We start from the raw sequence: 23,957 nt of genomic DNA, 5'->3' as shown, positions 1-23,957 counted from the left end.
AACCTGAAGTCGGCCGACCTATAACAGAAGTGGTCAGACCACTTTAAGAGACCAAAAAACAACGTAGGAATTCTAGATGACAACTCCGACGAGCGCCAACCATACGCCGCGCTACATCCTCATGCACGACAACGATAATGTCGCGATTGTCGTCAACGACGGCGGCCTGCCGGCCGGCGCCGTGTTTCCGAATGGTTTGACCCTGCTGGAAGCGATCCCGCAAGGCCACAAGGTGGCGCTGCGCGACCTGAAGTCCGGCGACCGCGTGATCCGTTACAACGTGACCATCGGCTTTGCCACGCACGACCTGCCGGCCGGCAGCTGGCTGGCCGAGCACAATGTCGCGATGCCGGCCGCGCGCGAGCTGGACGGCCTGCCGATCGCCACCGTCAAGCCGCCGCCAATGGAGCCGCTGGACGGCTACACCTTCCAGGGCTATCGCAATCCGGACGGCAGCGTTGGCACGCGCAACATCCTGGCCATCACCACCACCGTGCAGTGCGTGTCGGGCGTGGTGGAATTCGCCGTCGAGCGCATCAAGCAAGAACTGCTGCCGAAATACCCCAACGTCGACGACGTGGTGGGCCTGGAGCACACCTACGGCTGCGGCGTGGCGATCGATGCGCCGGGCGCGCCGATTCCGATCCGCACCATCCGCAATATCGCGCTCAATCCGAACTTCGGCGGCCAGGCCATGGTGGTCAGCCTGGGCTGCGAGAAGCTGCAGCCGACGCGCCTGTTCCCGAAAGGCTCGATCCCGATCCAGAACGCCGGCGGCGCCGATCCGGGCCTGGTCTGTCTGCAGGACGCGCAGCACGTCGGCTTCATGTCGATGATCGAATCGATCATGAAGCAGGCCGAGAAAAACCTCGCTGAGCTGAACAAGCGCCAGCGCGAAACCGTGCCGGCCTCGGAGCTGGTGGTGGGCGTGCAATGTGGCGGCAGCGACGCCTTCTCCGGCGTCACCGCGAATCCTGCGGTGGGCTTTGCCACCGACCTGCTGGTGCGCGCCGGCGCCACCGTGATGTTCTCGGAAGTGACCGAAGTGCGCGACGGCATCGACCAACTGACCTCGCGCGCAACCACGCCGGAAGTGGCCGACGCCATGATCCGCGAGATGGCCTGGTACGACGAATACCTGACCCGCGGTGGCGTTGACCGCAGCGCTAACACCACGCCGGGCAACAAGAAGGGCGGTTTGTCGAACATCGTCGAGAAGGCCATGGGCTCGATCGTCAAGTCGGGCAGCGCGCCGATTTCGGGCGTGCTGTCGCCAGGCGAGAAGCTGACGCAGAAAGGCCTGATCTACGCCGCCACGCCGGCCAGCGATTTCATTTGCGGCACACTGCAACTGGCGGCCGGCATGAACGTGCATATTTTCACCACCGGTCGCGGCACGCCCTACGGCCTGGCCGAGGTGCCGGTGATTAAAGTCGCCACCCGCAACGATCTGGCCAACCGCTGGCACGATCTGATGGACATCAACGCCGGCCGCATCGCCAGCGGCGAGGCCACCATCGCGGAAGTGGGCTGGGAGATGTTCCACATGCTGCTCGATGTCGCCAGCGGCAAGGAAACCTGGGCAGAAAAATGGAAGCTGCATAACGCGCTCGTTCTGTTCAATCCGGCCCCAGTGACGTAAGCTCAAGATAATCAACAACGGAGATAACATGAGCAAGCCATTCAAACGACTGCTGCTGACCGGCGCCGCCGGCGGCCTCGGTAAAGTTCTGCGCGACCACATCAAGCCTTGGGCGGATGTGGTGGTGCTGTCGGATATCGCCGACATGGGCGAAGCGCGCGAGGGCGAGGAAATCGTCCAGTGCGACCTGGCCGACAAGGCCGCCGTCATGCGGATGATGGAAGGCGTGGACGCGGTGCTGCACTTCGGCGGCATCTCGACCGAGAACACCTTTGAAAACATCATGCACGCCAATATCCTGGGCACCGCCAACGTCTACGAGGCGGCGCACAAGCAAGGCGTCAAACGCATCGTGTTCGCCAGCTCGAACCACACGGTGGGTTTTTACCGCAACACCGACTACATCGATGCCACCGCGCCGACCCGTCCGGATTCGTTCTACGGCGTCAGCAAATGCTTCGGCGAGCAGTTGGCCAGCTACTACTGGGACCGCACCGGCCTGGAAACCGTGAGCCTGCGCATCGGCTCCTCGTTCCCGGAACCGAAGGACCGCCGCATGATGGTCACGTGGCTGAGCTACGACGACCTGGTGGAAGCGCTGCGCCGTTCGCTGTTCGCCACGCGCGTCGGCTTCACCGTGTTATTCGGCATGTCCAACAACGACGTGGCCTGGTGGGACAACAGCAAGGCGTCGCACCTGGGCTACAAGCCGAAAGACAGCTCGTCGCAGTTCGACCACCTGTTCCCGGACAGCGGCGACTACCCGGACAAGAACGCCACGGTGACCTACCACGGCGGCGCGTTCGCGCTGGCCGAAATGCGCTACAAGGATTGAGACGCCAGTTCGTCTATCCACCGCATGAACACGCGCAGCCTGGCGCTGACGTGACGATTCTGCGGATAGGCGAGATATAAAGGCATGGGGGCGAGCTGCCACTCTTCGAACAGGGGAGTGAGCTCGCCCTTTTTTACATGCGGCCCCGCCATGTAGCGCGGTGCGCACAACACGCCCATGCCGGCCACGCCGGCGGCGACATAGGCATTGCCGTCGTCCGCCGCGACGACGTAGCGGCCGTTAACTTCCACCTCTTCCTCCCCGCGCCGCAATTTGATCGGCGCGATGCTGCCGCTGCTCGAACGCAGATAGCCGACGATGTGGTGCGGTTCCTGATCCAGTTCGGCCGGATGCGCCGGCGTGCCGTGCGCGCGCAGATAGTCCGGCGCCGCGTAGACGCCCAGCCGCAGGTCCGCCACGCGCCGCGCCACCAGCGACGGCACGGTGATTTCACCGCCGCGAATCACGCAATCGACGTTCTCGCCGATGACATCCACATTGCGGTCGCTGACACCCATGACGATCTGAATGTCCGGATAGCGTTGATGGAAACCGGGTAGCGCTGGCATCAGGATCAGGCGCGCGAACGGGCTGGGGACGTCGATGCGCAGGCGGCCGCGCGGCGCCGCCAGGTCGCCGGCCAGCACGTCGTCCGCATCCTGCAGGTCACCCAGCAGGCGAGCCACGCGGTCGTAGTAGGCCGCGCCTTCGGGCGTCACCTTCACCTGGCGCGTGGTGCGGTGGAGGAGCTTGACCTGCAAGCGCGCTTCCAGTTGCCGCACCAGTTGCGATACGGTGGTCTTGCTCATGTGCAGCGTCTGCGCGGCCTTGGTGAAGCTGCCGGCTTCCACTACGCGCACGAAGGCCAGCAGGGTGTCGAATCGGTCCATGGGATTGTGCGGGAATGGCAAACAGTCATTGTACGTCTTGCGCGTTGATCGGGCGGCGCAGGCCTTTTAAAGTGGCCGCATCACTTCAAAAAGGACTTCACCATGACTGTACGCGACGTTGTTTTTCCACCGGGCCGCCAGGCGCTGTATGAGCGCAACCGTTATTCGCCGGCGATTCGTTCCAATGGCCTGCTGTTTGTCTCCGGCCAGGTGGGCAGCCGGCCGGATGGTTCGCCGGAACCCGAGCTGGAAGCGCAGGTGCGGCTGGCGTTCCAGAACCTGAACGCGATCCTGGCGGAGGCGGGCCTGACCTTCGATGATGTGATCGACGTGACCGTGTTTATGGTCGATCCTGCCAATATCTTCGAGAGCGCATGGCCCATCGTGCAGGAGTTCTGGGGTGAGGCGCCGCATCCCACGCTGACCGGCGTGGGCGTCACCTGGCTGTACGGCTTCGACTTCGAGATCAAAGTGATCGCGGCTTTGAAGGACTGAAAGTATCTGGCGGCGTGCCGTGGCCGGAGAAGCGGCTGCGGTACTGTCCCGGACTGACGCCCAACTGGCGCTGGAATACGCGCCGCAGATTCTGCTCTTCCACATAGCCGGTGTTGGCCGCGATGGTTTTCAGCGGCAGCGTGGTCTTTTCCAGCGCGCGGCAGGCGGCTTCCAGCCGCATCGCTTCTACCATCTTTGCCGGTGTGCGTCCCAGTTGGCTGGCGTAGCTGCGGGCGAAGGTACGTGGCGTCATGCCGGCTTGTTCGGCCAGCCGCTCGACCGTCAGGATTTCATGCAGGTTGGCCGCGACCCAGGTGTGCAGCTCGTCGAAGCGACCGCCTTCCCGTGATTGCGCCGCTAGCGGCACGCTGAATTGCGATTGGCCGCCGGAGCGTTTGATGAACATCACCATCTGCCGCGCGGTCTCGATGGCCACGTGATGGCCGTAATCTTCCTCGATCAGCGCCAACGCTAGGTCGATGCCGGCGCTAACGCCGGCCGAGGTCCATACCGAACCATCCTTGACGAAGATTTTGTCGGCGTCGATGTCGATTTTCGGGTGGAGCTTCCGTAGACGGTCCGCCCATTCCCAATGCGTTGCGGCGCGCTTGCCTTGCAGTTGTCCGGCTGCCGCCAGCAGGAAGGCGCCGGTGCACACGGAGCACAGCCTGCGGACGCGGGGTGCCTGCTTGACGATCCAGTTGACCAGCGCCGGCGGCGCATAGAATTCCTGTCCCTTGCAGCCGCCCGGCGCTATCAGGGTGTCGATCGGCAGCGCATTCAGCGAAGCGATGGAGGCCGTCATCACAGCCAGGCCCGCGCTGGTGGTGATCAGGCCACCGTCTGCGGAAGCGACGACGATTTCATACAGCGGCTCGGCCTCGCTGCTGTGACGCTTGCTGGCGGTCGCCAGTGCCTGCAACGGACCGCTCAGGTCCAGCAGGTTCATGTCGTCGTAGGCCAGCAGGACAACGCGCAGGGTCGGGTGGGCATTCATCGATAGGAAGGATACTCGAATTCCAGCGCGACGAGGAAGGCGGTGCGATGCCCATAGCGCCGCGCAATGCCTTCCAGCGTGCGGTTCAGCGCTTGTCCGGGCAGGCCGGCAATCGGCGGCAGCACCTGTGGTGCGTCGGCGCCGGCTTGCGTGTAATCGGCCAGGAAGACCAGGCCAGAGCGGGAGACTACCGGAGCGGCGCTGTCGGCAACCGTGTACACCTTGCTGCGCTTGGAGCGCGCCCAGGCATCCGCCGTGAAGGCCAGTGTGATCTCGTCCAGGTTCGGTGTCAGTGCCACGCCGATGCGGTCCGGCGCGTGGAACCATTGATTGGTATAGGCGGTGATATAGGCGCCGAGATTGACGCCCAGCCGTGGCTGGAATACATCGCTATCGTGTTTGCTGCTCCAGTCGCTGACGCCGATTTCGCGCGCGACCGACGCTGCGCGCTCATGGCCGGCGATGGCCTCGACCAGCGCGAGCGCGGTCGGCATGGCGGCGCTGACGCCGGCGCTGGAGATCACGCGGCTGTCGGCGATATAACGCACGTTGGTCAGCCATTCGGTATCCGGATAGTGTTCTTTGCGATAGGCGCCGGTGGCCCAGTGGGCGGTGGCGCGGCGGCCTTTGAACAAGCCGGCGTTGGCCACCACCAGCGCGCCATCGCAAATGCTGACGATGGTCGCGCCCTTGGCGCTTTGCGCCGCGATCCACGCCACCAGCGCGCTGTCATCCGGCTAGCCGACGGCGGACACGATGACGTAATCGGCGCCATCGGGGAAGCGGCGGTCAAATCCCGCGATGGTGTCCTGCGGCTGGATGCGCAATGCGGGCCGCATGGTCAATACGCCGTCCTGCGTGGCCACCGCCAGCACTTGCGCCGCGCCGGAGCGCGCCAGCACGCCGTAGGGAATAGCAAAGTCAGTCAGCTCGGTGCCGGCGTTGTAGCCGACGACCGCGATGACCGGCTGGGCGCGGCCATGCGGGTTCTGATAGTTGGGAATCTCGCCAGCGGTGGCGAGGCGGCAGAGTAAAAGGAGGGGGAGGAGTCGTCGCATGCGGCCATTATCGGCCGCCGGCTGTGCGGCGGAATGACATAAAACAGTCAATTCCCGCCACGTCGTCAGAGCCAGTAATGCGCCGTTAGCACCAAGGCGTTATAGATCGCATGGACCAGCATCGGCGCCAGCAGGGTTTTGCTGCGTTCATAGGTCCATGCGGTGCACAGGCCGAGGATGAACACCGGCAGCATCGATAGCGGCGGGTGCACCACCGCGAAGATGGCGGCGCTCATCAGCATTGCCTGCGGCGCGTTCATCGAGCGCCGCAAGCCGCCGTAGATCAAGCCGCGGAAGATGAATTCTTCGCACAGCGGCGCCGCCACCACGACCAGCGCGAAGAGCCACAGGCTGCCGCCTTTCAGCGTCGGCGCGGACTTCAGCACTTCGGTCCACAGCGACGAATGCTGCAGGGCGATCAGGTAGGCGACGCCGCACGCGCAGGCGACGGCGGCGCCGATGGCGGCGGTGCGCAGCGAGAGCCCCAGGCTGGTGCCGCGCAGGATCACCGGTACGCCGGCCGCCTTGCTGCGCCAGTACATCAGCCGCATCAGCAGGTACACCGTCAGCCCGGAAAGGCCGAAGGCGATGGTGACGCGTTGCGGAGTGACCGTGGGCGCCGTGAGCAGTACCAGCGCTTGCAGGATGAAAAAGGTGGTGGCGGCGATCAGGCCGTCCGCCGCCGATACGCGCGCCGGCGGCGCGGCGGCGGGATCGAGCAGGTAGGGCAGGGCGTCGCGCGCCTTCTGCCAAAGCGCCAGCGCCATCGAGGCGGTCAGCACCATCACCACCAGCTTCTGCGACCACACGCTGGTGTAGATGCAGTAGGTGTAGAAGCTAGCCAGCAGCATGTACAGGTACACGTAGGTCGGCCGCACGCGGTTGCGCGTGTCCACCGCCAGCGGGTCGCAGGCGAATACGCCCAGCGAGACCGCGATCATCGAGTAGATCGGAATGCCGGCCACCACCAGCAGGACCAGCGCCAGCATATGCCATTCAAACCGCTCGGTGTACCAGGCGGTGATACCCAGCACCACGACGGGATAGGCCATGGTCAGCACGCCCCACAGTTTGGCCTTTTCCTTCAACGCGCTTTCGATCGAGCGCGGCACCGTGTACAGCAGCCACAGGACGTTGCCTTCGTTGTTCAGTGTCTGGAAGGCAGACAGCATCAGCACGTAGACGCCGAGACCGAAGGCGATCGAGGCCGCCAGCGTGTGGTGCTCGCCCAGCTCCTCCAGGCTATTGAGCTTGCCGTTGAAGACCATCTGGCTGACGATGATGATGATCGGTAGCAGCAGCGTCTGGAACAGGAAGTTGCGGTCGCGGCTCAGCAAGCGTAGCTCGCGCCGCTGCAGCGGCGTCAGGATGGCGCCGACCGCGTTCGACAGCAGCGCCAGCGGCGTGCGCGACGCGGCCGCGCCGGCCAGCGCAGGCGGCCGGACGGGCCCGCGTGCGCTTTCGCGCGCGCCGGAATTGACCACGCCATGGCGCAACTGGTAGCGCAGCAGCGCCATGCCGGCCCACATCAGCAGCGCCACCTGCGCCAGCAGCAGCGCCACCAGCACCGCGCATTGCGAGGCCTCGCGCGCCTGCAGCGCCTGCAGCGTCAGGCCGGGCGGGGTCCAGTTGAACCACGATGGAAACGTGCGCGCCCAGTTCATCACGAAGCCATTCGCGGCCGGCATGCCGAGCGCCATGACGAAGTAAATCAGCGGCAGGTTGAGCAAACCAGTCAGCGCCTGCAGGTTGCGCAACTGCGACCCGGGTAGCCACATGCGCAGGCCGGTGTCGGCCAGCGTGTAGAGCAGCGCCGCAGGCATCAGCAGCAGTACGGTCGCCAACAGCGCGATCGGCAGCGCAAACCAGGCGTGGCCGGAGTAAAAGGCGATCACGCCGTAGGCCGGTAGCAGCGCGAACCAGCCGGGGAGGTTGCTGACGCTGCGTTCCAGCACCCGGCCCCACAGCAGTACGCCGCGCTCGACCGGCAACGTCACCAGCCATTCCAGATCCCAGTCCGGCTGCGCCATTTCCTTGCTCCCCAACGGCATCAGCACGGCGAGCAGGAACAGCACGGAGACTTCCATCGTCAGACCGTGCATCAGTGGTGACGCGAAGGGCGCGGTGAGCAGTTCCTCGGTCGCCGTGTGCATGTCGTTGTGGTGCTCGCCCTGTTTGTCGATGTAGCGGCATTCGCTGGCCGGGTCGAGGTGGCACTGCATGTTCAGCACCGCGTTGTTGGCCATGCCGGCGAACGACACGCACATCACCACCATCATCATCAGCGACAGTATCCACAGGCTACTGCGCTTGCCGCCGGTGGTGTCGCGCGCCTTCTTCCGTTTGAAGCGGAACAGGTTATTGAACAGCACATTGCGCTGGCGCGTCAGGCGCATGCGCGTCATCAGCCAGATGGTGCGCAGCGCGGTCATTGCGCCGTCTCTTCCGCCGCTTCGCCGGTGATCTTCAGGAATACGTCTTCCAGTGAGCCGGTGGCCGAGGCGTCGGCGCGGATTTGGTCCAGCGTGCCGGTGGCCACCAGGTCGCCGCGATGGATGATGCCGACCCGGTCGCACAGCCTTTCTGCCATGTCCAGCAGGTGGGTCGAGACAAAGATGGTGACGCCGCGCGCGGCCGCCGCCAGCAGGCGCTCCTGCACCTCGCGCGAGGCGCGCGGATCGAGGCCGTTGATCGGCTCATCGAGGATCAGCACCGCCGGATCGTGAATCAGCGCGCAGGCCAGGCCGAGGCGCTTCTTCATGCCCAGTGAGTAGTTGACGGCGTAATCCTCGCCCGCTTCGTCCAGGCCGAATTCGGTCAGCAACCGCGCGCCGCGCCGCGCCGCCTCGGCGCGCGAAAAGCCGTGCATCTCGCCGACGAATTGCAGGATCTCGCGGCCGCGCAGGTAGTCGTAGAAGACCGGTGTGTCGGGCAGGTAGCCGACGCGCCGTTTCACTTCGGCCGGCTCGGTGTGGCAATCGAGGCCGTCGATCAACACCTGGCCGCCGCTGGGCACCAGAATGCCCATCATCATGCGGATGGTGGTGGTCTTGCCGGCGCCGTTGGGGCCGAGGAAGCCGAACACTTCGCCGCGCCGCACGGTCAGCGTCAGCGGTTTGACGGCGTGGAAGCTGCCGTAGACTTTGGACAGGCCTTGAAACTCGATCATGAGGGACACCGGCAATGTTGTGAAATTATCACGCCATCATAACACCGCCGGCGCGCCTACTCCCTGGGATAGAGACTCATGCCGAAACGCTCGGTGCGCGGCATCCAGTTGCCGGTGATGTCGGCCGAGGCCAGCACGCGCTCGGCGCGGCCGATCAGCAGCGCGCGCGGCACCATGCCGATGTAGCGCGAGTCTTCGCTGTTGTCGCGGTTATCGCCCAACATCATGTACTGGCCGGGCGGCACCACGATCGGGCCGAAATCGCGGCGCGCCTGCAACTGCGGCAGGAACTGTACGGCGTGACGGGCATCGCCCAGCTGTTCATCGACGCGCACGGTGGCCAGGTCGCCGACGCCGCGAATGTTCTCGGTGCCATGGCCGAGCGCCGTGTAGCCGGCCGGCTGGCCGTTGATGCGCAGCTGCTCGTTATGCATCTCGACGCGGTCGCCGGGCAGGGCGATCACGCGCTTGATCAGCCGCATGCCATTGACCGGCGAGGAAAACGTGACGATGTCGCCGCGCTGCGGCTCGCCGGTCGGGCTGATGACGATGTCGGTCAGCGGCACTTTGACGTTGTAGGCCAGGCGGTTGACGAACACCACGTCGCCCTCCAGCAGGTTGGGATGCATGGAGGCCGACGGAATCGGATTCCAGTCGGCGACCGCTGTGCGGAAGATGCCGAACAGCGCCAGGAACATCAGGAAGCTTTTGTTGGTGCGCAGCCAGTTCATCATGATCAGGTTTCCGGTAAGTGGTTTTCACGCCTGTTGGCGTGTATCCATAGTGTGGTCAGATTCTTAACCACGGCTTAGCGGCGGAGCTGCTAGTGCGCGCTTTTCTGCACCAGCGCGCTGCCGGCACCATGGCGGCGGGCTTCGCTGACGGCGCTCACCGTGCCGTCGGGATGGAACACCAGCGCGTTGGCGGCGCCGATTTCTTCTGGCGTCTTGCTCCAGCGCTGGCCGGTTTTTTCCAGCGCCCTGGCCTGCGCGCTGTCCGGGAAGCCCGGTTCCACATCGGTGACCATGCCGTTGCGTTCCGACAGTCGCGGCGCGTTCAGCGCATCGGGCATCGACATGCCCAAGTCGACGTAGTTGAAGATGGTCTGCAGCACGGTGGTGATGATGGTCGCGCCACCGGGGCTGCCAATCGAGAAGGCCGGCTTGCCGTTCTTGAAGGCGAGAGTCGGCGCCATGCTGCTGCGCGGCCGCTTGCCGGCTTCCGGCACGTTCGGCGCCGGGCCGGAAAAGTCGAAGTCGGTCATCTCGTTATTCAGCAGGAAGCCGTAGCCCGGCACCACGATGCCGCTGCCGCCCCAGGATTCAATCGTGTAGGTGTAGGAGACGATGTTGCCGTCCTGGTCGGACACGGTCAGGTGGGTGGTGTGCGCGCCTTCCGCGATGAGCTTGTTGGCGTTGGGACGCAGCGGCACGCTGACGTCGTTCTGGAATGGATACGGATCACCGGCCGGCGCGTGTGTGCTGGCTTGCGAGGGATTGATCAGCTCGCGGCGCCGCGCCGCGTATTCCTTGCTCAGCAGGCCGGCCACCGGCGCCTCCACATATTCGGGATCGGCCAGATAGGCGTTGCGGTCGGCGAAGGCGAGGCGGCTCGCTTCCAGATACAGATGCTCGGCGCGGGCGCGCGGCATGGATTTGAGGTCGTAGCCTTCGAGGATGTTGAGCGCCTGCGCCACGGCGATGCCGCCGCTGCTCGGCAAGGGCATGCCGTACAGGTCGTAGCCGCGATAGGTGCTGTGCACCGGCTGGCGCAGGCGCGCTTCGTAGTTGGACAAATCGGCCAGCGTGATGGCGCCGCCGTTGCGGTTGACCGCGTCGACCAGCGCGCGCGCCATCGGGCCGGTGTAGAACACCTTGACGCCGCCGGCCGCCAGTGCGCGGTAGGCCTTGGCCAGGTCCGGATTGCGCAGCGTGGTGCCGGCGGCGATGGCCTTGCCATTCTTCAGATACAGCGCGGCGGTGGCGGGAAATTGCGCGAACTTGGTTTCGTTCTCCCGCAGCAGGCGCGAGAAATTATCGTTGACCTTGAAGCCCTTGCTGGCGACATCGATGGCCGGCGCCAGCACCTGTCTGAAGGACATCGAGCCGTAGCGGTCCAGCGCCTCGTGCCAGCCACGCACCGTGCCCGGCACGCCGACCGAGCGGCCGCTGGCGACCACCTGGTCGAAGTCCATCTCCTTGCCGTTCTGCAGAAACACGCTCGGCGTGACGCTGGCCGGCGCCGTTTCGCGGTGGTCAATGGCGATCACGCGCTTGTCCTTGGCCAGGTAGATCACCATGAAACCGCCGCCGCCGATGCCGCAGCTGAACGGATCGGTCACGCCCAGCGTGGCGGCCGCCGCCACCGCCGCATCGACCGCGTTGCCGCCCTGGTTCAAGATGGTCATGGCGGCCCGCGAGGCCGGTTCGCTGATGGTGGCCACGGCGCCGCCGGTGCCGGTGGCGACCGGGGTCTTGGCGGCGGCGGGCAGTGCCAGGGAGAGGATGATGGAGGAGACGAGAACGGTGCGTGCGGTGGCGGTCATGGGCAAGGTTCAAGGTGGGTTAATGTTGCTCACCTTTAAGCTTACCCGATAATCCGGCGGCGCCTCGGTTTTTGCCGGCAACGCTTTCGGCTCGTAACCGGCCAGTGTGAACGTCAGCCCGGCGCGCTGGACGGTGGCGACGCCATTCGGCATATTGTCCGACAGCACGAAGCTGCTGACCGTGCCGTCCGCTTGGTGCAGCGTGAAGCTGAAGCTGATGTAGCCAGCCCAGACGCACACCGAGCCGGCGCGGCAGCGGCTGTCGTTGACGCGCTCCAGCCGCACCAGCGGCGCGGCCTGGGCGACGCCGGCCATGCCGCCGGCGGCGGCCGGGCCGATGGTCGCGCTGGCGCCCGGGGTCAGCACATAGATGGTGGTGAACGGCGCCGGCGGCGGGCGGACTTTGTTGGCGGAGCCACAGGCATGCAGCGCGGCCATGACGGCCACGAGCAAAGGCAGCACGAATAGCTGCCGTAATATTGTTTTTTTCATGGTGAGCCTCTTGCTTCAATTTAAGGCAAGCTTAGCAAAAAGACCATGCGCGCGGCGCACGAACGGCACGCAGTCAGCGCTAGCGCAAACAGGTGGTAAAAAAAATGCCGCCGGCGCAGGCGCCGGCGGCATTCCGGGAGGGCGAAGATGGCTTACACGTAGGCGGCCAGCGCGCCCTTCATTTTTTTCAGCGCCGCCGCTTCGATCTGGCGGATACGCTCGGCCGATACGCCGAACTCATCTGCCAGCGTGTGCAGCGTGGCGCCGGAACCGTCGTCGTTGGCCAGCCAGCGCGCTTCGATGATGCGGCGCGAACGTGGGTCCAGCTTGCCAAGCGCTTCTTCCAGGCCTTGCGACTGCAGGCGGGTCACCTGTTCGGCTTCCAGCACGCGGGTCGGCTCCGAGGCTTCGGACGACAGGTAGGCGATGGGCGCGAACTTGTCGTCTTCGTCATCGGTCGGCGATTCCAGCGCGATGTCACGGCCGCTCAGGCGCGTTTCCATCTCGATCACTTCCTCGCGCTTGACGTCCAGCGTCTTGGCCAGTTGGTCGATCTGGGTCGGCGTCATCGCGTCCAGCCCGGTCTTGTGGCTGCGCAGGTTGAAGAACAGCTTGCGCTGGGCCTTGGTGGTGGCCACTTTGACCAGGCGCCAGTTCTTCAGGATGTATTCATGCATCTCGGCCTTGATCCAGTGCATCGCATAGGACACCAGGCGCACGCCCTGATCCGGGTCGAAACGCTTGACCGCCTTCATCAGGCCGATATTGCCTTCCTGGATCAGGTCGCCATGCGGCAGGCCATAACCCAGATAACCGCGCGCAATCGACACCACCAGGCGCAGGTGGGACATCACCAGACGCTCGGCGGCGCCCAGGTCGGCTTGTTCCTTGAGGCGTTTGGCCAGGGAAATTTCTTCGTCGTGCGTCAGCATCGGCAGGCGATTGACGGCCGAAATGTAGGCATCCAGGTTGCCCAGGCTGCCACTAAACCCGAGTCCCAGAGCACTGTTTTTCGCAGGTACCACGGACATCATAGTCATTTTCGTTTCCTTCGCTTGAAGATTGCTTATGAGCACTCATGTACTCTCTGGTACATATATTAGCACTCTCTGTCGATGAGTGCCAATCACCCTAAATTAATGGACCTGATAGTAAAAACACTATCGGGAGTCCCGTTATGTTTAGGATGCGTGATGGATCTTAGGAGCGGCTTAACGATGAAAATTAGCGTAGACGCGCGCGCGGACGCGGTCCGTGCGCGGACGCACGGACCGGCAACGGCATGCTTAGCTCAGGCGGGCGGTATGGCGGCGGACCGACAGGCGGGCGCCGATCAGGCCGAGCGAGGCGGACAGCAGCAGCAGCGCGACCAGCATCAGCGGTTGTAGCGGCGTCAGCTGGAATTCCGACGCGTACAGTCTGGCGAATTCGGCGATCGCGGTGTTCAGCGGGCCGAGCGCCAGCGTCACCGCGCCCAGCGCCAGCGCGCCGGCGCACAGGCCCAGCAGCGCGCCGGTGTAGTAAAACGGCCGGTGGATGAAGCTGTCCGTGGCGCCGATCAGCTTGGAGACCAGGATTTCCTCGCGCTGGGTCAGCACCTGCAGGCGGATGGTGTTGAAGATCACCGCCACCACCACCGTGCCCAGCGTGGCCGCCAGCAGCAGCAGCGCCAGGCGCAGAATGTTGATCAGCGCGGCCAGGCGCTTGACCCAGGCCGAATCGACCTGCACCGTGTCGACGCCCGGCAGCGTGCGGATCTGCTCGGCCAACTGGTCGACGTCGCCGCCGGCCTGGGCGTTGCGGAAGGCGTCCAGCTTCAGCACATAGCTGTCCGGCAGCGGGTTGTCGCCCAGCGTGGCCAGCACGTCGGCCAGGCCGTTTTTGTCTTTCAGGCTGTCCAGCGCCTTTTCGCGCGGCGTGAAGATGATCTTGGCCTGCTTGTCGTGCACCGTCTGGCGCAACTGCACCGCCAGTGCCTCGGCCTGCTCGCGCGGCGTGTCCTGCTTGAGGAACACCGAGATTTCCGGATCGACCGACAGCGTTTCCGACATCGGCCGCACATTGTCCAGCAGGGTCACGCCCATGAAGGGCAGGGCCAGCGCGATCGCCACCACTAATATATTGAACAGGAAGCCGCCCGGCGAGCGGCGCAGATGCACCAGCGCCGCGGCCATGGCGTAGCGGTGTTGGCGGAACCAGTACGTCATGCCGCCACCTCCAGTTGGCCGTGGTTCAGATGGATGACGCGCGCGGCGGCGTCCAGCATCACCTCGTCGTGGCTGGAAATCAGGCAGGTCACGCCGACCGAGTTGAAGGCTTTCAGCGCCTCCAATACTTTGTTGGCGCTGGCGCGGTCCAGGTTGGCGGTCGGCTCGTCGGCCAGAATGACTTGCGGGCGGTTGACGATGGCGCGCGCGATCGACACGCGCTGCTGCTCGCCGCCTGACAGGGCCAGCGGTTCGGCGCCGGCGCGGTCGCCAAGGCCGACTTTGTCCAGCGCCGCGCGGGCGCGCTGCTCGGCCTGCGTCTTGGAGGCGCCGGTCACCAGCAGCGGCAGCATGACGTTGGCCAGCACGCTGCGGTCGGTCAGCAGCCGTTGTTGTTGAAAGATCAGGCCGAGGTTGCGCCGCAGGAAGGGCACGGCCACCGGTTTGATGCGGGAAATATCCTGGCCGTTGACGATCACCTGGCCGCTGCTGGGGCGTTCCATGGCGGCGATCATCTTCATCAGCGTGGACTTGCCGGCGCCGGAGGGGCCGGCCAGGAACACCAGTTCGCCTTTTTCAATGGTGAAGGAGATGCCGCGCAGCGCCGTCACATCGGATGTGTATTGTTTGGAGACGTTGCGGAATTCGATCATGGCGGTCGGGAGATTATCCAAGCAGGGCTTCTACAAATTCGGCGGCCACAAACGGCTGCAGGTCGTCGATTTTCTCGCCCACGCCGATGAAGTACACCGGCACCGGACGCACGCGCGCGATCGCCGCCAGCACGCCGCCCTTGGCCGTGCCATCGAGCTTGGTGATCACCAGGCCGGTCAGCTTGAGGGCGTCGTCGAAGGCTTTGACTTGCGCCAGCGCATTTTGCCCGGTATTACCGTCGATCACCAGCAGTGTTTCGTGCGGTGCGCCCTCCATGCCCTTGCCGAGGACGCGCTGGACCTTTTTCAGTTCCTCCATCAGGTGCAGCTGGGTCGGCAGGCGGCCGGCGGTGTCGACCATGACGACGTCGAGCCCCTTGGCCTTGCCGGACTGCACGGCGTCGAACGCCACGGCGGCCGGGTCGCCCGAGGCCTGCGAGATCACGGTGATGTTGTTGCGCTGGCCCCAGACCATCAGCTGCTCGCGGGCGGCGGCGCGGAAGGTGTCGCCGGCGGCCAGCAGCACCGACTGGCCGTGCGTCTGCATGTGCTTGGCCAGCTTGCCGATGGTGGTGGTCTTGCCGGCGCCGTTGACGCCGGCGATCATCATCACGGTCGGCGTGTGGCGGCCCAGCTCAAACGGCCGTTCCAGCGGCGTCAGCAGTTCGAGCAGCAGTTGTTTCAGCGCGGCCTTGACGGCGGCGGCGTCGAGCAGCTTGTCTTCCTTGACCCGGCGCTTGAGCGTGTCGAGCAGATAGGTGGTGGCGTCGACGCCGGCGTCGGACATCAGCAGCGCCGCCTCCAGCTCGTCGTACAGCGCGTCGTCGATCTTGGCGCCGACGAACAGCACCGACAGGTTGTTGGAGGTTTTTGCCAGGCCGGCTTTCAGGCGCGCCATCCACGATTGCTTTTTCTCCGCCGGTTCTTCGATCGGCAGCAGTTCGGCCAGCTCGGGCGATGGGGCGACGGACGGGGCGGGCGTGGGGGCGACGGCAGGGGTCGCGGGCGCTTCGGGAGCGACAGGTTTTTTCTTGAAGAAGCTAAACATGGATCAGTGTTTGGGGGTGCTGGCCAGCACGGGAATGGGTTTATTTTACCAGAGCCCTGAGGCGACCAGCGTCAGCCGACCGCCAGCGCCGCGTGGCGTGCGCGCCAGGCGGCGATGGCGCCGGCCACGTCGGCCAGTCCGAACACCCGCACATACGGCGGGCGGCGGCGTTTCAGCGCGGCGTTGCCGCCGCCGGCCCACAGCTCGGCGGCGCCCGCCAGCCGGACCTGCAGCTCGGCCAGGCCGTCGAGCACCTGGCGCGGATTCATCGCCACCGAGAACGACAGCGCGATGATATCGACCCGTTGCACGCGCGCGGCGTCGACGATGTCCAACAGCGGCGTCTGCACGCCCAGCGAAATGCAGTGCGCGCCTTCGGCCACACACATGGCCTCGGCCATCAGCAGGCCCAGGCCGTGGCGTTCCTGCGGTAGCGTGGTCAGCAGGATGCGCGGCGCGTTGACGTGGTTGCCGTTGGCCTGTGGCATGGCGAAGATGGCGCTGCGCATCACCACTGTCAGCGACTCGGTATATAGATGCTCTTCAAACGTGGCCAATTGGCCGCTGGCCCAGGCGTCGCCCACCAGCGTGGTCAGCGGGCCCACCAGTTCAGTGACGAAACTCTTCAGCCCCATCATCAGCAGTGCCTGCGACAGCTTGCGGCGCAGCGCTTCCATTTGGTGGCTCTTGCACAAGTCCAGATAGCCTTGCAGTTCCGGTGCTGGCGCCGCCGGGTCCTGGCCGCTGCCGGCCGCCTTGCCGCTCAGCGCCTGCAGTTCGGCGGCGCTGTACTGGATCACTTTGCCCGGACGGAAGCCGAGGTCGATCAGCCGCTTCACCAGCCGCAGCTTGTGTACCTGTTCGATGGGGTAGACGCGCTCGCCGTTGGGATCGCGTAAAGGCCGGGGGAAGTCGTAGCGGCGCTCCCACACGCGCAGCGTCTCCTTGGCCACGCCAGTGTCGCGCTCGACGTCGCTGATAGTGCTGGGCACGGTTTGTGAGGGAACGGTGTTGGTCATGAGCTAGTGGTGGCACGGGGTGGGGTGCGACGGCGACCTGCATTCTACATTCGTTTTTAGCCTGAAAGTACCGCCTGTCGGCGCTGGGGTGCGCGCCACCGCCCATCTCGCGCGAGCTTGTCCAAGACACATTCTTGGCATGGAGAACTATTTAGTGCAAACGCTTTTTAAAGCCATCGTTGTCGTGGACAAAAATGTTTCCGTTGCGTGCCAACAGGGTGTGCCAATGTCGCGTCAGCGCCGCCGCGCGGCTTGAGGTGAATCAATTTCATGCACCAATTAGGTGCGGCTGTGCAAGAATTTGCACTATTTTGTCTCCTCAATACAACAGGTAGCAATTTCTTACAAATCGGTGATGCCCTGCAACTTTTCGCGCTTTGGACAAAATTTACTACATAAATAAAGCTGCAATACTAGGAGCAAAGTTGGTTTCGGGCCTGTTTGGCGGGATAAAACCGCCGAACAAAGTCCGGAGTTGTTAGCTTAATACCATTCGGTCGAGGCGAACATGGTGCGGCTTCAGTATAAAATGGCGTCACGAATAGCAATGTAGCTATTTTTACTTGGTCCAACGAAGAAGCGGTACATCCGTGTTCATCGTGCGGGAAAACACTGTTGGTACGCTTGATCGGCAGGAAATATTGCGATGCGGTAAAATACCGCTGCTTTGAAAAACAGACGGGCATCGAGACTGTTCAGTATGAATGGTTTTACACTTGTCGAAATTTCCGGGCATCAGTACATTGCCGCGTCCTGCGCTCCATGAGGGCGCTGTGATCAAGCCGGCGTAGATTCATCGGCCGCATCGAGTGACGCAGTTCCATCGCGGACTGCACTGTGGCAGCTGGGGAGTTTGCCCTCACGCACAAATGGCATCAGCCGGGCAGCATCGAACACGCCGTACTACTGGCTTATTTTTACAGCAACACAACTGAAGGAAACACGTAATGAAAAAATCCCTTATCGCTATCGCCGTACTGGCAGCAACCAGCTCCGCAGCTTTCGCTCAATCGAACGTCACCATCTACGGCATCCTGGATGCTGGCATCGTTGCTGACCGCGGCGGCAAAGACGGCAATGTCACCCAGCTGAACAGCGGCGCCGCCTCGGCATCGCGTATCGGCTTCAAAGGCACCGAAGATCTGGGCGGTGGTCTGAACGCGATCTTCAAACTGGAAACCGGCGCGAAAATCGACAAAGGCACCCTGGACAACGACAACAACCGTCTGTTCAACCGTGAAGCCTATGTTGGTCTGTCGTCGAAAACCGCTGGTACCCTGACCCTGGGCCGTCAGTACACCCCGTACTACGAAACCCTGCGTGACGTTGGCGATCCATTCGCCATGGGCATGGCTGGTACCGCTAAAAACCTGTTCCCAGTTGCCAGCTTCATGACCCGCAACGACAACGCCGTTGTCTACAAAACCCCTGACCTGGCTGGTTTCACCGGTAGCGTTTCGTACAGCCTGGGCGAAGTTGCTGGCGACGCATCGGCAACCCGTCAAGTTGGCGGCGCGCTGGCCTACAAAAACGGCCCGCTGAACGTTGCTGTTGCTTACAACATGAAAAACAACGACACCTCGACGCTGAAAACCGCTGGCGTGGGCCACAACACCCTGATCGCTGCTAACTACGACTTCCAAGTGGTTAAAGTGTTCGGCGCCTACAGCAAAGATTCCGGCCTGAACAGCGCTCCGCTGAACAGCACCGCGACCGCCTTCAGCACCGTGCCATTCGTTGCTTCGCAAGACAGCACCGACGCCCTGATCGGCGTCAGCGCACCAGTTGGCACCGCCGGCACCGTGACCGCGTCGTACATCAACAAGAACGACAAAGAAGTCTTCAACCGTGACGCTTCGCAATGGGCAATCGGCTACAACTACGCGCTGTCGAAACGCACCAGCACCTACGTTGCTTACGCTAAAATCAAAAACAAAAACGGCGCAGGCTACACCGTTGGTAACAACACCGACGCCGGCACCGGCGACAAAGCCTTCAACGTGGGCGTAAAACACTCGTTCTAATCTCTGACTAGTCAGGTTTAGATACTTCAACGGCTGCCTTGTGCAGCCGTTGTTCTTTTCTGAAAGCGGTAATGATGAAGATGACACGACGCGTGGTTGTTGCCGGCGCCATTCTGCTGGCGTCGTGCGCCGTACTGGCGGCGCCGAAGAAGAGTGCGCCGAGCAAGCCCGGCGCGCTGCCGCGCTACGGCATGCTGGTGTATTCGGATTTGTGCATTCACCCGGACAGCGGGGAGTTCGGTGGCCAGCGCATCACGCTGCAGCGCTTTGCCGAAGTCGATACCGTCTTGTATGAATATACCGCCGGCGGCTTGAGCTGGCCGGTAGTGGCCCACGACGTGACCATCGATCCGCGCGGCCAGCAGTTTTATTTCACGGTGCAGCCGCCCGACGAGGACGAGCGCACCGTCAACGCCAAAGTGGTGGATGGCGGCAGGGCCATTGTGCTCGACGGTGGCTACTGCGGCGATGACTCGCTGCCGATGCGCCTGCCGCTGGTGACGGACTATGGTCGCAAGGCCAGCGCCTGCCGCGCTTGTCCGGCGCCGAAAACCCCGCCGGAACAACCGCATGAAGAGGAGAAGCCGCTGCAGGACAGCGGCTCCAGCCGCACCGCCGGCCTATGATTTGGCCGCGGCGGCGTGGTTGCGGATGGTTTCCAGCGTCGCGCCCGGCGTGATCAGGTTGCCGTCGTAGCGCAGCTCGATCACCGCCGGCAGATGCTTTTCGCGCGTGTGGCTCAGCGCGCGCCGCAGCGCCGGCGCGAACTGCGCCGTCTCCGTCACCACCTCGCCGGCGCCGCCGTAGGCCACGGCCAGCGCGGCAAAGTCCGGATTGTGCAGCGTGGTGCCGGACACCCGGCCCGGATACTCGCGCTCCTGGTGCATGCGGATGGTGCCGAACATCGCGTTGTTGAACACGATGATGATGACGCCGGCCTGATACTGCACCGCCGTGGCCAGCTCCTGGCCGTTCATCAGGTATTCGCCGTCGCCGGCGAAGGTGATCACCGTGCGCGACGGATCGATGATCTTGGCCGCCACGCCGGCCGGTACGCTGTAGCCCATGGCGCCGCTGGTCGGCGCCAGTTGGGTGCGCATGCCGCCGTAGCGGTGGAAGCGGTGCGCCCAGGTCGCATAATTGCCGGCGCCATTGGTGATGATGACGTCGTGCGGCGCCAGCTGTTCAATCTGTTGCATCACCTGCCACAAGTCCAGCGGCGCCTTGCCGTCCTGGAAGATGGCCGGCTGCTGTTGCCACGCCACGTACTCGGCGCGCGCCGCTGCCACGCTGCCCATCCAGGCCGACGCCGCCACCGGCGGCATCGCCGCCAGCATCGCCGCCACCTGCGGCATGCCGCTGTTGATCATCACTTCGGCCTGGTAGACGCTGCCCAGTTCCTCGGCATCCGCGTGCACATGGATCAGGCGCTGCGCCGGCACCGGCGCTTGCAGGATGGCGTAGCCGCTGGTGGTCATCTCGCCCAGGCGCGGGCCGATGGCCAGGATCACATCGGCCTCGCGCACGCGCGCCGCCAGTTTCGGATTGATGCCGATGCCGACGTCGCCGATGTAATGCGGGTGGTCATTGTCCAGCAGATCCTGGAAGCGGAAGGCGCAGGACACCGGCAAGTGGTTGGCTTCGGCAAAGCGCTGGATGTCGGCGCAGGCCGGTTCGTTCCAGCCGCCGCCGCCCAGCAGGACCAGCGGTCGTCGCGCCGTCGCCAGCATGGCGCGCACGGTGGCGATCTGTGCGTCGGTGGGGGCGGCCTGCACCGGCTGGTAGCGGCGCGTGTCGGCCGTCACCGCACGGGTGGTCAGCATGTCCTCTGGCAGCGCCAGCACCACCGGGCCGGGCCGGCCGCTGGTGGCGATCTGGAAGGCGCGCGCGATATATTCCGGAATGCGGTCGGCGCGGTCGATCTGCGTCACCCACTTGGCCATCTGGCCATACATGCGGCGGTAGTCGATTTCCTGGAACGCTTCGCGGTCGATGAAGTCGCTGCCGACCTGGCCGATGAACAAAATCATCGGGGTCGAGTCCTGGAACGCGGTGTGCACGCCGATCGAGGCATTGGTGGCGCCCGGCCCGCGGGTGACGAAGCAGATGCCCGGCTGGCCGGTCATCTTGCCGTAGGCGTCGGCCATGAAGGCGGCGCCGCCTTCCTGGCGGTTGATGATGAAGCGGATGTCGGAGTCGTGCAGGGCGTCGAGCACGTCCAGATAGCTTTCGCCGGGGACGCCGAAAGCGGTGTCCACGCCGTGGATCTTCAGGGCATCGACCAGGATCTGGCCGCCGGAGCGGGATGGTTGCGTCATTATTGTGGGCCTCGTGGGTGAATTATCAGAGCATTCTACGGCGGTGGCGCGGGGGCGGCTTTTGGAATGGCGACACCAAATTTCAGATTTGCCGGCGCGGACTGGTACAATAGCGCCCGAAGCAAGCCAGACAGCCGCTGGTCAGTGCGTAAGGCCTGACGGGAGGAAGGTCCGGACTCCATAGAGCGGGGTGACGGTTAACGGCCGTCCGCTGAAAGCCTCTCACGAGGTATAAGGCGAGGAATAGGGCCACAGAGACGAGCGTATTAAGTTACGGTGAAACGCGGTAACCTCCACCTGGTGCAATTCCAAATAGGCACGCGATGATGTGGCTCGCGGAGCGTGCGGGTAGGAAGCTTGAGCGCTGGAGTAATCCAGCGCCTAGAGGAATGGCTGTCATAGCGCGGGTTCGCCTGCGCCGTAACAAAATCCGGCCTATCGGCTTGCTTCAACTAATAACGATTGTTCGCGGCGGACGCGGAACCGGGCGCACGCCGCGCAGGGGACTTTCCGCCGATGAAAAAATACATCCTCGCCCTGGACCAGGGCACGACCAGTTCGCGCGCCATCCTGTTCGACCATCAGGGCCGCATTTGCGGTTGCGCGGCGCAGGAATTCCCCCAACATTTTCCGCATCCCGGCTGGGTCGAGCACGACCCGCAAGATATCTGGCGCAGTCAGCTCGTGGTGGCGCGCAAGGTGCTGGCGGATCAGCATGTCGACGCCCGCGACGTGCTGGCGATCGGCGTGACCAACCAGCGCGAGACCACCGTGCTGTGGGACCGCCAGACCGGCGAGCCGATCGCGCCGGCCATCGTCTGGCAGGACCGCCGCACCGCCGATATCTGCGACGCCCTGCGCGCCGACGGCAAGGCCAAAAAAATCGCCGACATCTCCGGGCTGGAACTGGACGCCTACTTCTCCGCCACCAAGCTCAAATGGCTGCTGGACCAGGTGCCCGGCGCGCGCGCCAAGGCCGAGCAAGGCGAGCTGGCGTTCGGCACGGTCGATAGCTGGCTGGTGTACCAGCTGACCGGTCAGCACGTCACGGACGTCAGCAACGCGGCGCGCACCATGCTGTTCAACATCCATCTGATGCGCTGGGATTACGACCTGCTGCGCCTGTTCGGCATCCCGGAACAGCTGCTGCCGCAGATCGTCTCGTCCAGCGAGGAGGTGGGCACTACCCATCCCGGCCTGTTCGGCGCGGCGATCCCGGTGGCCGGCATCGCCGGCGACCAGCAGGCGGCCACGTTCGGCCAGGCCTGCCATCAGCCCGGCATGGTCAAGAACACCTATGGCACCGGCTGCTTTATGCTGATGCATCTGGGGCAGCATCCGGTGGCCTCGCACAACCGTCTGCTCACCACGGTGGGCTGGCGGGTGGACGGCGTCACCGATTACCTGCTGGAGGGCAGCGTGTTCATGGGCGGGGCCACGGTGCAGTGGCTGCGCGACGGGCTGGGCATCATCCGCTCCTCGGCCGACGTGGAGGCGCTGGCGGCCAGCGTGTCCGACAGCGATGGCGTGTTCATGGTGCCGGCGTTTGTCGGCCTGGGCGCGCCGCATTGGGACGCGTATGCGCGCGGCGCGCTGTTCGGCCTGAGCCGTGGCAGCACACGCGCCCACATCGCCCGCGCCGCGCTGGAAGCGATCGCCTACCAGAGCGCCGAGCTGATGCTGGCCATGCAGCGGGATGCCGCCGCCTCGCACCGCCCGGTGCCGCTGGTCGAGGTGCGCGCCGACGGCGGCGCCGCCCGCAACGATCTGCTGATGCAGTTCCAGGCCGATTTGCTGGGCGTGCCGGTGGTGCGCCCGCGAGTCACCGAAACCACCGCGCTGGGCGCCGCTTACCTGGCCGGTCTGGCGGTCGGCTTCTGGGACAGCCAGGAAGAAATCGCCGCCCAATGGACCTGCGAACGCCGCTTCGAGCCGTCGATGTCGGCCGAACGTCGCGCCGAACTGCTGCACCAATGGTCACGCGCCGTGGAACGCTCAAAAGCCTGGCAGGCGTGAGGTTGGCAAGGCGTATAATGGCCGTCGAAAATCCGTTGTGCGGTGCAAAATTTGTATAGACAAGTTATCTGTTTTGCTTGCCGATAAATTAATTGTTGTGGTTGTTTTGTGAAGCTTCCTCACCCGCGTCAGGGCGCTGCTGATGCGAATCTCCGGTATTTCTCCGCGGTTCCCCCCCCAATCTTGTGTTGTTGTCTATTTACTACTGCAATGTTGGCGGTTTGCAACTTTATGCATCTAGATCAATTTTTTTAAATGACCAAGTTCTGCCCAAAACACATGGGTATAGATGAGGTGACACCTTCACAAACTTTGCTAAGTGCTTAATTTATCGAATTATTTTATTTCTAGCCGGCTTCAACGAATCGCGCTAAGTCCTTAATTTCATTACTAAAATCGCTGTTTCGATTGGCTGAAAGCGCTTGACCGCTATTCTGGCATCCTCTAAAGTGGGCACCTGTGTGAAAAAGTGTCTTTTTGTGGGAAATTTTGCCTGACTTAGCGGACAGGGAAGATGAAAACAATGGTCATGGCTTCATGCTCCGCTAA

Annotated in this window: 21 protein-coding genes and 1 other RNA gene; 7 read left to right on the top strand and 15 right to left on the bottom strand. The window is 63.9% G+C overall.

All coding sequences use genetic code 11. The annotated features are described in order from the left end of the window. Positions 1–76: 76 nt before the first annotated feature. Both garD and GTP44_RS05220 read left to right on the top strand, forming a co-directional pair. Entirely contained in the window at positions 77–1,642 is a 1,566-nt protein-coding gene (gene garD / locus GTP44_RS05225; protein ID WP_161018599.1) for a galactarate dehydratase, read from the top strand. A 28-nt stretch (positions 1,643–1,670) separates the two neighbouring features. Beyond that, on the top strand, positions 1,671–2,477 hold the full coding sequence (locus tag GTP44_RS05220; protein ID WP_161018598.1) for an NAD-dependent epimerase/dehydratase family protein: 807 nt from the start codon (positions 1,671–1,673) through the stop codon (positions 2,475–2,477). Here the strand turns inward: GTP44_RS05220 and GTP44_RS05215 are convergent. Continuing rightward, the gene (locus GTP44_RS05215) at positions 2,465–3,367 is read right to left on the bottom strand and encodes a LysR family transcriptional regulator (protein WP_161018597.1); all 903 of its coding nucleotides are present in this window, start codon (positions 3,365–3,367) and stop codon (positions 2,465–2,467) included. The two genes, GTP44_RS05220 and GTP44_RS05215, sit on opposite strands and share 13 nt — an antisense overlap. A 102-nt stretch (positions 3,368–3,469) precedes the next feature. Here GTP44_RS05215 and GTP44_RS05210 point away from each other — a divergent pair, with 102 nt between their 5' ends. Then, on the top strand, positions 3,470–3,862 hold the full coding sequence (locus tag GTP44_RS05210; protein WP_161018596.1) for a RidA family protein: 393 nt from the start codon (positions 3,470–3,472) through the stop codon (positions 3,860–3,862). On the opposite strand, the gene GTP44_RS05205 is transcribed toward GTP44_RS05210, so the two are convergent. The 13 genes from GTP44_RS05205 to GTP44_RS05150 all read right to left on the bottom strand — a co-directional run bounded on the left by GTP44_RS05205 (position 3,834) and on the right by GTP44_RS05150 (position 17,050). Next, positions 3,834–4,859 (bottom strand): GlxA family transcriptional regulator, encoded by a 1,026-nt coding sequence (locus GTP44_RS05205; protein ID WP_161018595.1) that lies wholly within the window; start codon positions 4,857–4,859, stop codon positions 3,834–3,836. The two genes, GTP44_RS05210 and GTP44_RS05205, sit on opposite strands and share 29 nt — an antisense overlap. Then, positions 4,856–5,578 carry a DJ-1/PfpI family protein gene (locus tag GTP44_RS05200; protein ID WP_371867148.1) on the bottom strand — a complete coding sequence of 241 codons (723 nt, stop codon included), beginning with the start codon at positions 5,576–5,578 and terminating at the stop codon, positions 4,856–4,858. Before GTP44_RS05200 ends, GTP44_RS05205 begins: the two co-directional genes overlap by 4 nt. 18 nt (positions 5,579–5,596) lie before the next feature. After that, positions 5,597–5,917 (bottom strand): hypothetical protein, encoded by a 321-nt coding sequence (locus GTP44_RS27405; protein WP_229256792.1) that lies wholly within the window; start codon positions 5,915–5,917, stop codon positions 5,597–5,599. Positions 5,918–5,982: 65 nt separating this feature from the next. After that, positions 5,983–8,349, bottom strand: coding sequence for a CPBP family intramembrane glutamic endopeptidase (locus GTP44_RS05195; RefSeq protein WP_161018594.1), 2,367 nt, complete (start codon positions 8,347–8,349; stop codon positions 5,983–5,985). Next, positions 8,346–9,086 (bottom strand): ABC transporter ATP-binding protein, encoded by a 741-nt coding sequence (locus GTP44_RS05190; RefSeq protein ID WP_161018593.1) that lies wholly within the window; start codon positions 9,084–9,086, stop codon positions 8,346–8,348. The genes GTP44_RS05195 and GTP44_RS05190 overlap by 4 nt, the downstream gene beginning before the upstream one ends. Before the next feature lie 56 nt (positions 9,087–9,142). Continuing rightward, on the bottom strand, positions 9,143–9,820 hold the full coding sequence (lepB, locus tag GTP44_RS05185) for a signal peptidase I (protein WP_160989505.1): 678 nt from the start codon (positions 9,818–9,820) through the stop codon (positions 9,143–9,145). A gap of 89 nt (positions 9,821–9,909) precedes the next feature. Continuing rightward, a complete protein-coding gene (ggt, locus tag GTP44_RS05180) occupies positions 9,910–11,631 on the bottom strand; it encodes a gamma-glutamyltransferase (RefSeq protein WP_161018592.1) in 1,722 nt (573 codons plus the stop codon). Between the two features lie 9 nt (positions 11,632–11,640). Next, positions 11,641–12,093, bottom strand: a complete 453-nt coding sequence (locus GTP44_RS05175; protein WP_371867147.1) for a hypothetical protein — start codon at positions 12,091–12,093, stop codon at positions 11,641–11,643. Between the two features lie 182 nt (positions 12,094–12,275). Then, complete coding sequence (rpoH, locus tag GTP44_RS05170) at positions 12,276–13,163, bottom strand: RNA polymerase sigma factor RpoH (protein WP_371867146.1); 888 nt, start codon at positions 13,161–13,163, stop codon at positions 12,276–12,278. A gap of 246 nt (positions 13,164–13,409) precedes the next feature. Further along, positions 13,410–14,330 (bottom strand): permease-like cell division protein FtsX, encoded by a 921-nt coding sequence (gene ftsX, locus GTP44_RS05165; RefSeq protein WP_161018590.1) that lies wholly within the window; start codon positions 14,328–14,330, stop codon positions 13,410–13,412. After that, on the bottom strand, positions 14,327–14,983 hold the full coding sequence (locus GTP44_RS05160) for a cell division ATP-binding protein FtsE (protein ID WP_161018661.1): 657 nt from the start codon (positions 14,981–14,983) through the stop codon (positions 14,327–14,329). Before GTP44_RS05160 ends, ftsX begins: the two co-directional genes overlap by 4 nt. 13 nt (positions 14,984–14,996) lie before the next feature. Further along, the gene (gene ftsY / locus GTP44_RS05155) at positions 14,997–16,031 is read right to left on the bottom strand and encodes a signal recognition particle-docking protein FtsY (RefSeq protein WP_161018589.1); all 1,035 of its coding nucleotides are present in this window, start codon (positions 16,029–16,031) and stop codon (positions 14,997–14,999) included. A 71-nt stretch (positions 16,032–16,102) separates the two neighbouring features. After that, a complete protein-coding gene (locus tag GTP44_RS05150) occupies positions 16,103–17,050 on the bottom strand; it encodes a MerR family transcriptional regulator (RefSeq protein ID WP_161018588.1) in 948 nt (315 codons plus the stop codon). A 947-nt stretch (positions 17,051–17,997) separates the two neighbouring features. Between GTP44_RS05150 and GTP44_RS05145 the strand changes: the two genes are divergently transcribed. After that, positions 17,998–19,074, top strand: a complete 1,077-nt coding sequence (locus tag GTP44_RS05145; RefSeq protein ID WP_160989499.1) for a porin — start codon at positions 17,998–18,000, stop codon at positions 19,072–19,074. 71 nt (positions 19,075–19,145) lie between these two features. Further along, the gene (locus tag GTP44_RS05140) at positions 19,146–19,700 is read left to right on the top strand and encodes a hypothetical protein (RefSeq protein WP_229256791.1); all 555 of its coding nucleotides are present in this window, start codon (positions 19,146–19,148) and stop codon (positions 19,698–19,700) included. Here the strand turns inward: GTP44_RS05140 and GTP44_RS05135 are convergent. Then, complete coding sequence (locus GTP44_RS05135) at positions 19,695–21,392, bottom strand: thiamine pyrophosphate-binding protein (protein ID WP_161018587.1); 1,698 nt, start codon at positions 21,390–21,392, stop codon at positions 19,695–19,697. The two genes, GTP44_RS05140 and GTP44_RS05135, sit on opposite strands and share 6 nt — an antisense overlap. A 118-nt stretch (positions 21,393–21,510) precedes the next feature. Here GTP44_RS05135 and rnpB point away from each other — a divergent pair. After that, positions 21,511–21,846: RNase P RNA component class A (gene rnpB, locus GTP44_RS05130), an RNA gene on the top strand. Between the two features lie 62 nt (positions 21,847–21,908). Beyond that, a complete protein-coding gene (gene glpK, locus GTP44_RS05125) occupies positions 21,909–23,408 on the top strand; it encodes a glycerol kinase GlpK (RefSeq protein ID WP_161018586.1) in 1,500 nt (499 codons plus the stop codon). Positions 23,409–23,957: the final 549 nt, after the last annotated feature.

Source organism: Duganella lactea (assembly GCF_009857505.1).
GTDB classification, from domain to species: Bacteria; Pseudomonadota; Gammaproteobacteria; order Burkholderiales; family Burkholderiaceae_D; genus Rugamonas; species Rugamonas lactea.
This window is presented reverse-complemented; position numbering and strand designations above follow the sequence as displayed.

What these genes read in the sequence shown, in the direction of transcription:
- GTP44_RS05145 (WP_160989499.1), top strand. Translation starts at nt 17,998, where the DNA reads ATGAAAAAATCCCTTATCGCTATCGCCGTACTGGCAGCAACCAGCTCC.
- lepB (WP_160989505.1), bottom strand. Translation starts at nt 9,820, where the DNA reads ATGATGAACTGGCTGCGCACCAACAAAAGCTTCCTGATGTTCCTGGCG.
- GTP44_RS05150 (WP_161018588.1), bottom strand. Translation starts at nt 17,050, where the DNA reads ATGACCAACACCGTTCCCTCACAAACCGTGCCCAGCACTATCAGCGAC.
- GTP44_RS05205 (WP_161018595.1), bottom strand. Translation starts at nt 4,859, where the DNA reads ATGAATGCCCACCCGACCCTGCGCGTTGTCCTGCTGGCCTACGACGAC.
- GTP44_RS05220 (WP_161018598.1), top strand. Translation starts at nt 1,671, where the DNA reads ATGAGCAAGCCATTCAAACGACTGCTGCTGACCGGCGCCGCCGGCGGC.
- rpoH (WP_371867146.1), bottom strand. Translation starts at nt 13,163, where the DNA reads ATGACTATGATGTCCGTGGTACCTGCGAAAAACAGTGCTCTGGGACTC.
- GTP44_RS05135 (WP_161018587.1), bottom strand. Translation starts at nt 21,392, where the DNA reads ATGACGCAACCATCCCGCTCCGGCGGCCAGATCCTGGTCGATGCCCTG.
- GTP44_RS27405 (WP_229256792.1), bottom strand. Translation starts at nt 5,917, where the DNA reads ATGCGACGACTCCTCCCCCTCCTTTTACTCTGCCGCCTCGCCACCGCT.
- ggt (WP_161018592.1), bottom strand. Translation starts at nt 11,631, where the DNA reads ATGACCGCCACCGCACGCACCGTTCTCGTCTCCTCCATCATCCTCTCC.
- GTP44_RS05210 (WP_161018596.1), top strand. Translation starts at nt 3,470, where the DNA reads ATGACTGTACGCGACGTTGTTTTTCCACCGGGCCGCCAGGCGCTGTAT.
- glpK (WP_161018586.1), top strand. Translation starts at nt 21,909, where the DNA reads ATGAAAAAATACATCCTCGCCCTGGACCAGGGCACGACCAGTTCGCGC.
- GTP44_RS05140 (WP_229256791.1), top strand. Translation starts at nt 19,146, where the DNA reads ATGATGAAGATGACACGACGCGTGGTTGTTGCCGGCGCCATTCTGCTG.
- ftsY (WP_161018589.1), bottom strand. Translation starts at nt 16,031, where the DNA reads ATGTTTAGCTTCTTCAAGAAAAAACCTGTCGCTCCCGAAGCGCCCGCG.
- GTP44_RS05190 (WP_161018593.1), bottom strand. Translation starts at nt 9,086, where the DNA reads ATGATCGAGTTTCAAGGCCTGTCCAAAGTCTACGGCAGCTTCCACGCC.
- GTP44_RS05195 (WP_161018594.1), bottom strand. Translation starts at nt 8,349, where the DNA reads ATGACCGCGCTGCGCACCATCTGGCTGATGACGCGCATGCGCCTGACG.
- GTP44_RS05215 (WP_161018597.1), bottom strand. Translation starts at nt 3,367, where the DNA reads ATGGACCGATTCGACACCCTGCTGGCCTTCGTGCGCGTAGTGGAAGCC.
- GTP44_RS05160 (WP_161018661.1), bottom strand. Translation starts at nt 14,983, where the DNA reads ATGATCGAATTCCGCAACGTCTCCAAACAATACACATCCGATGTGACG.
- ftsX (WP_161018590.1), bottom strand. Translation starts at nt 14,330, where the DNA reads ATGACGTACTGGTTCCGCCAACACCGCTACGCCATGGCCGCGGCGCTG.
- garD (WP_161018599.1), top strand. Translation starts at nt 77, where the DNA reads ATGACAACTCCGACGAGCGCCAACCATACGCCGCGCTACATCCTCATG.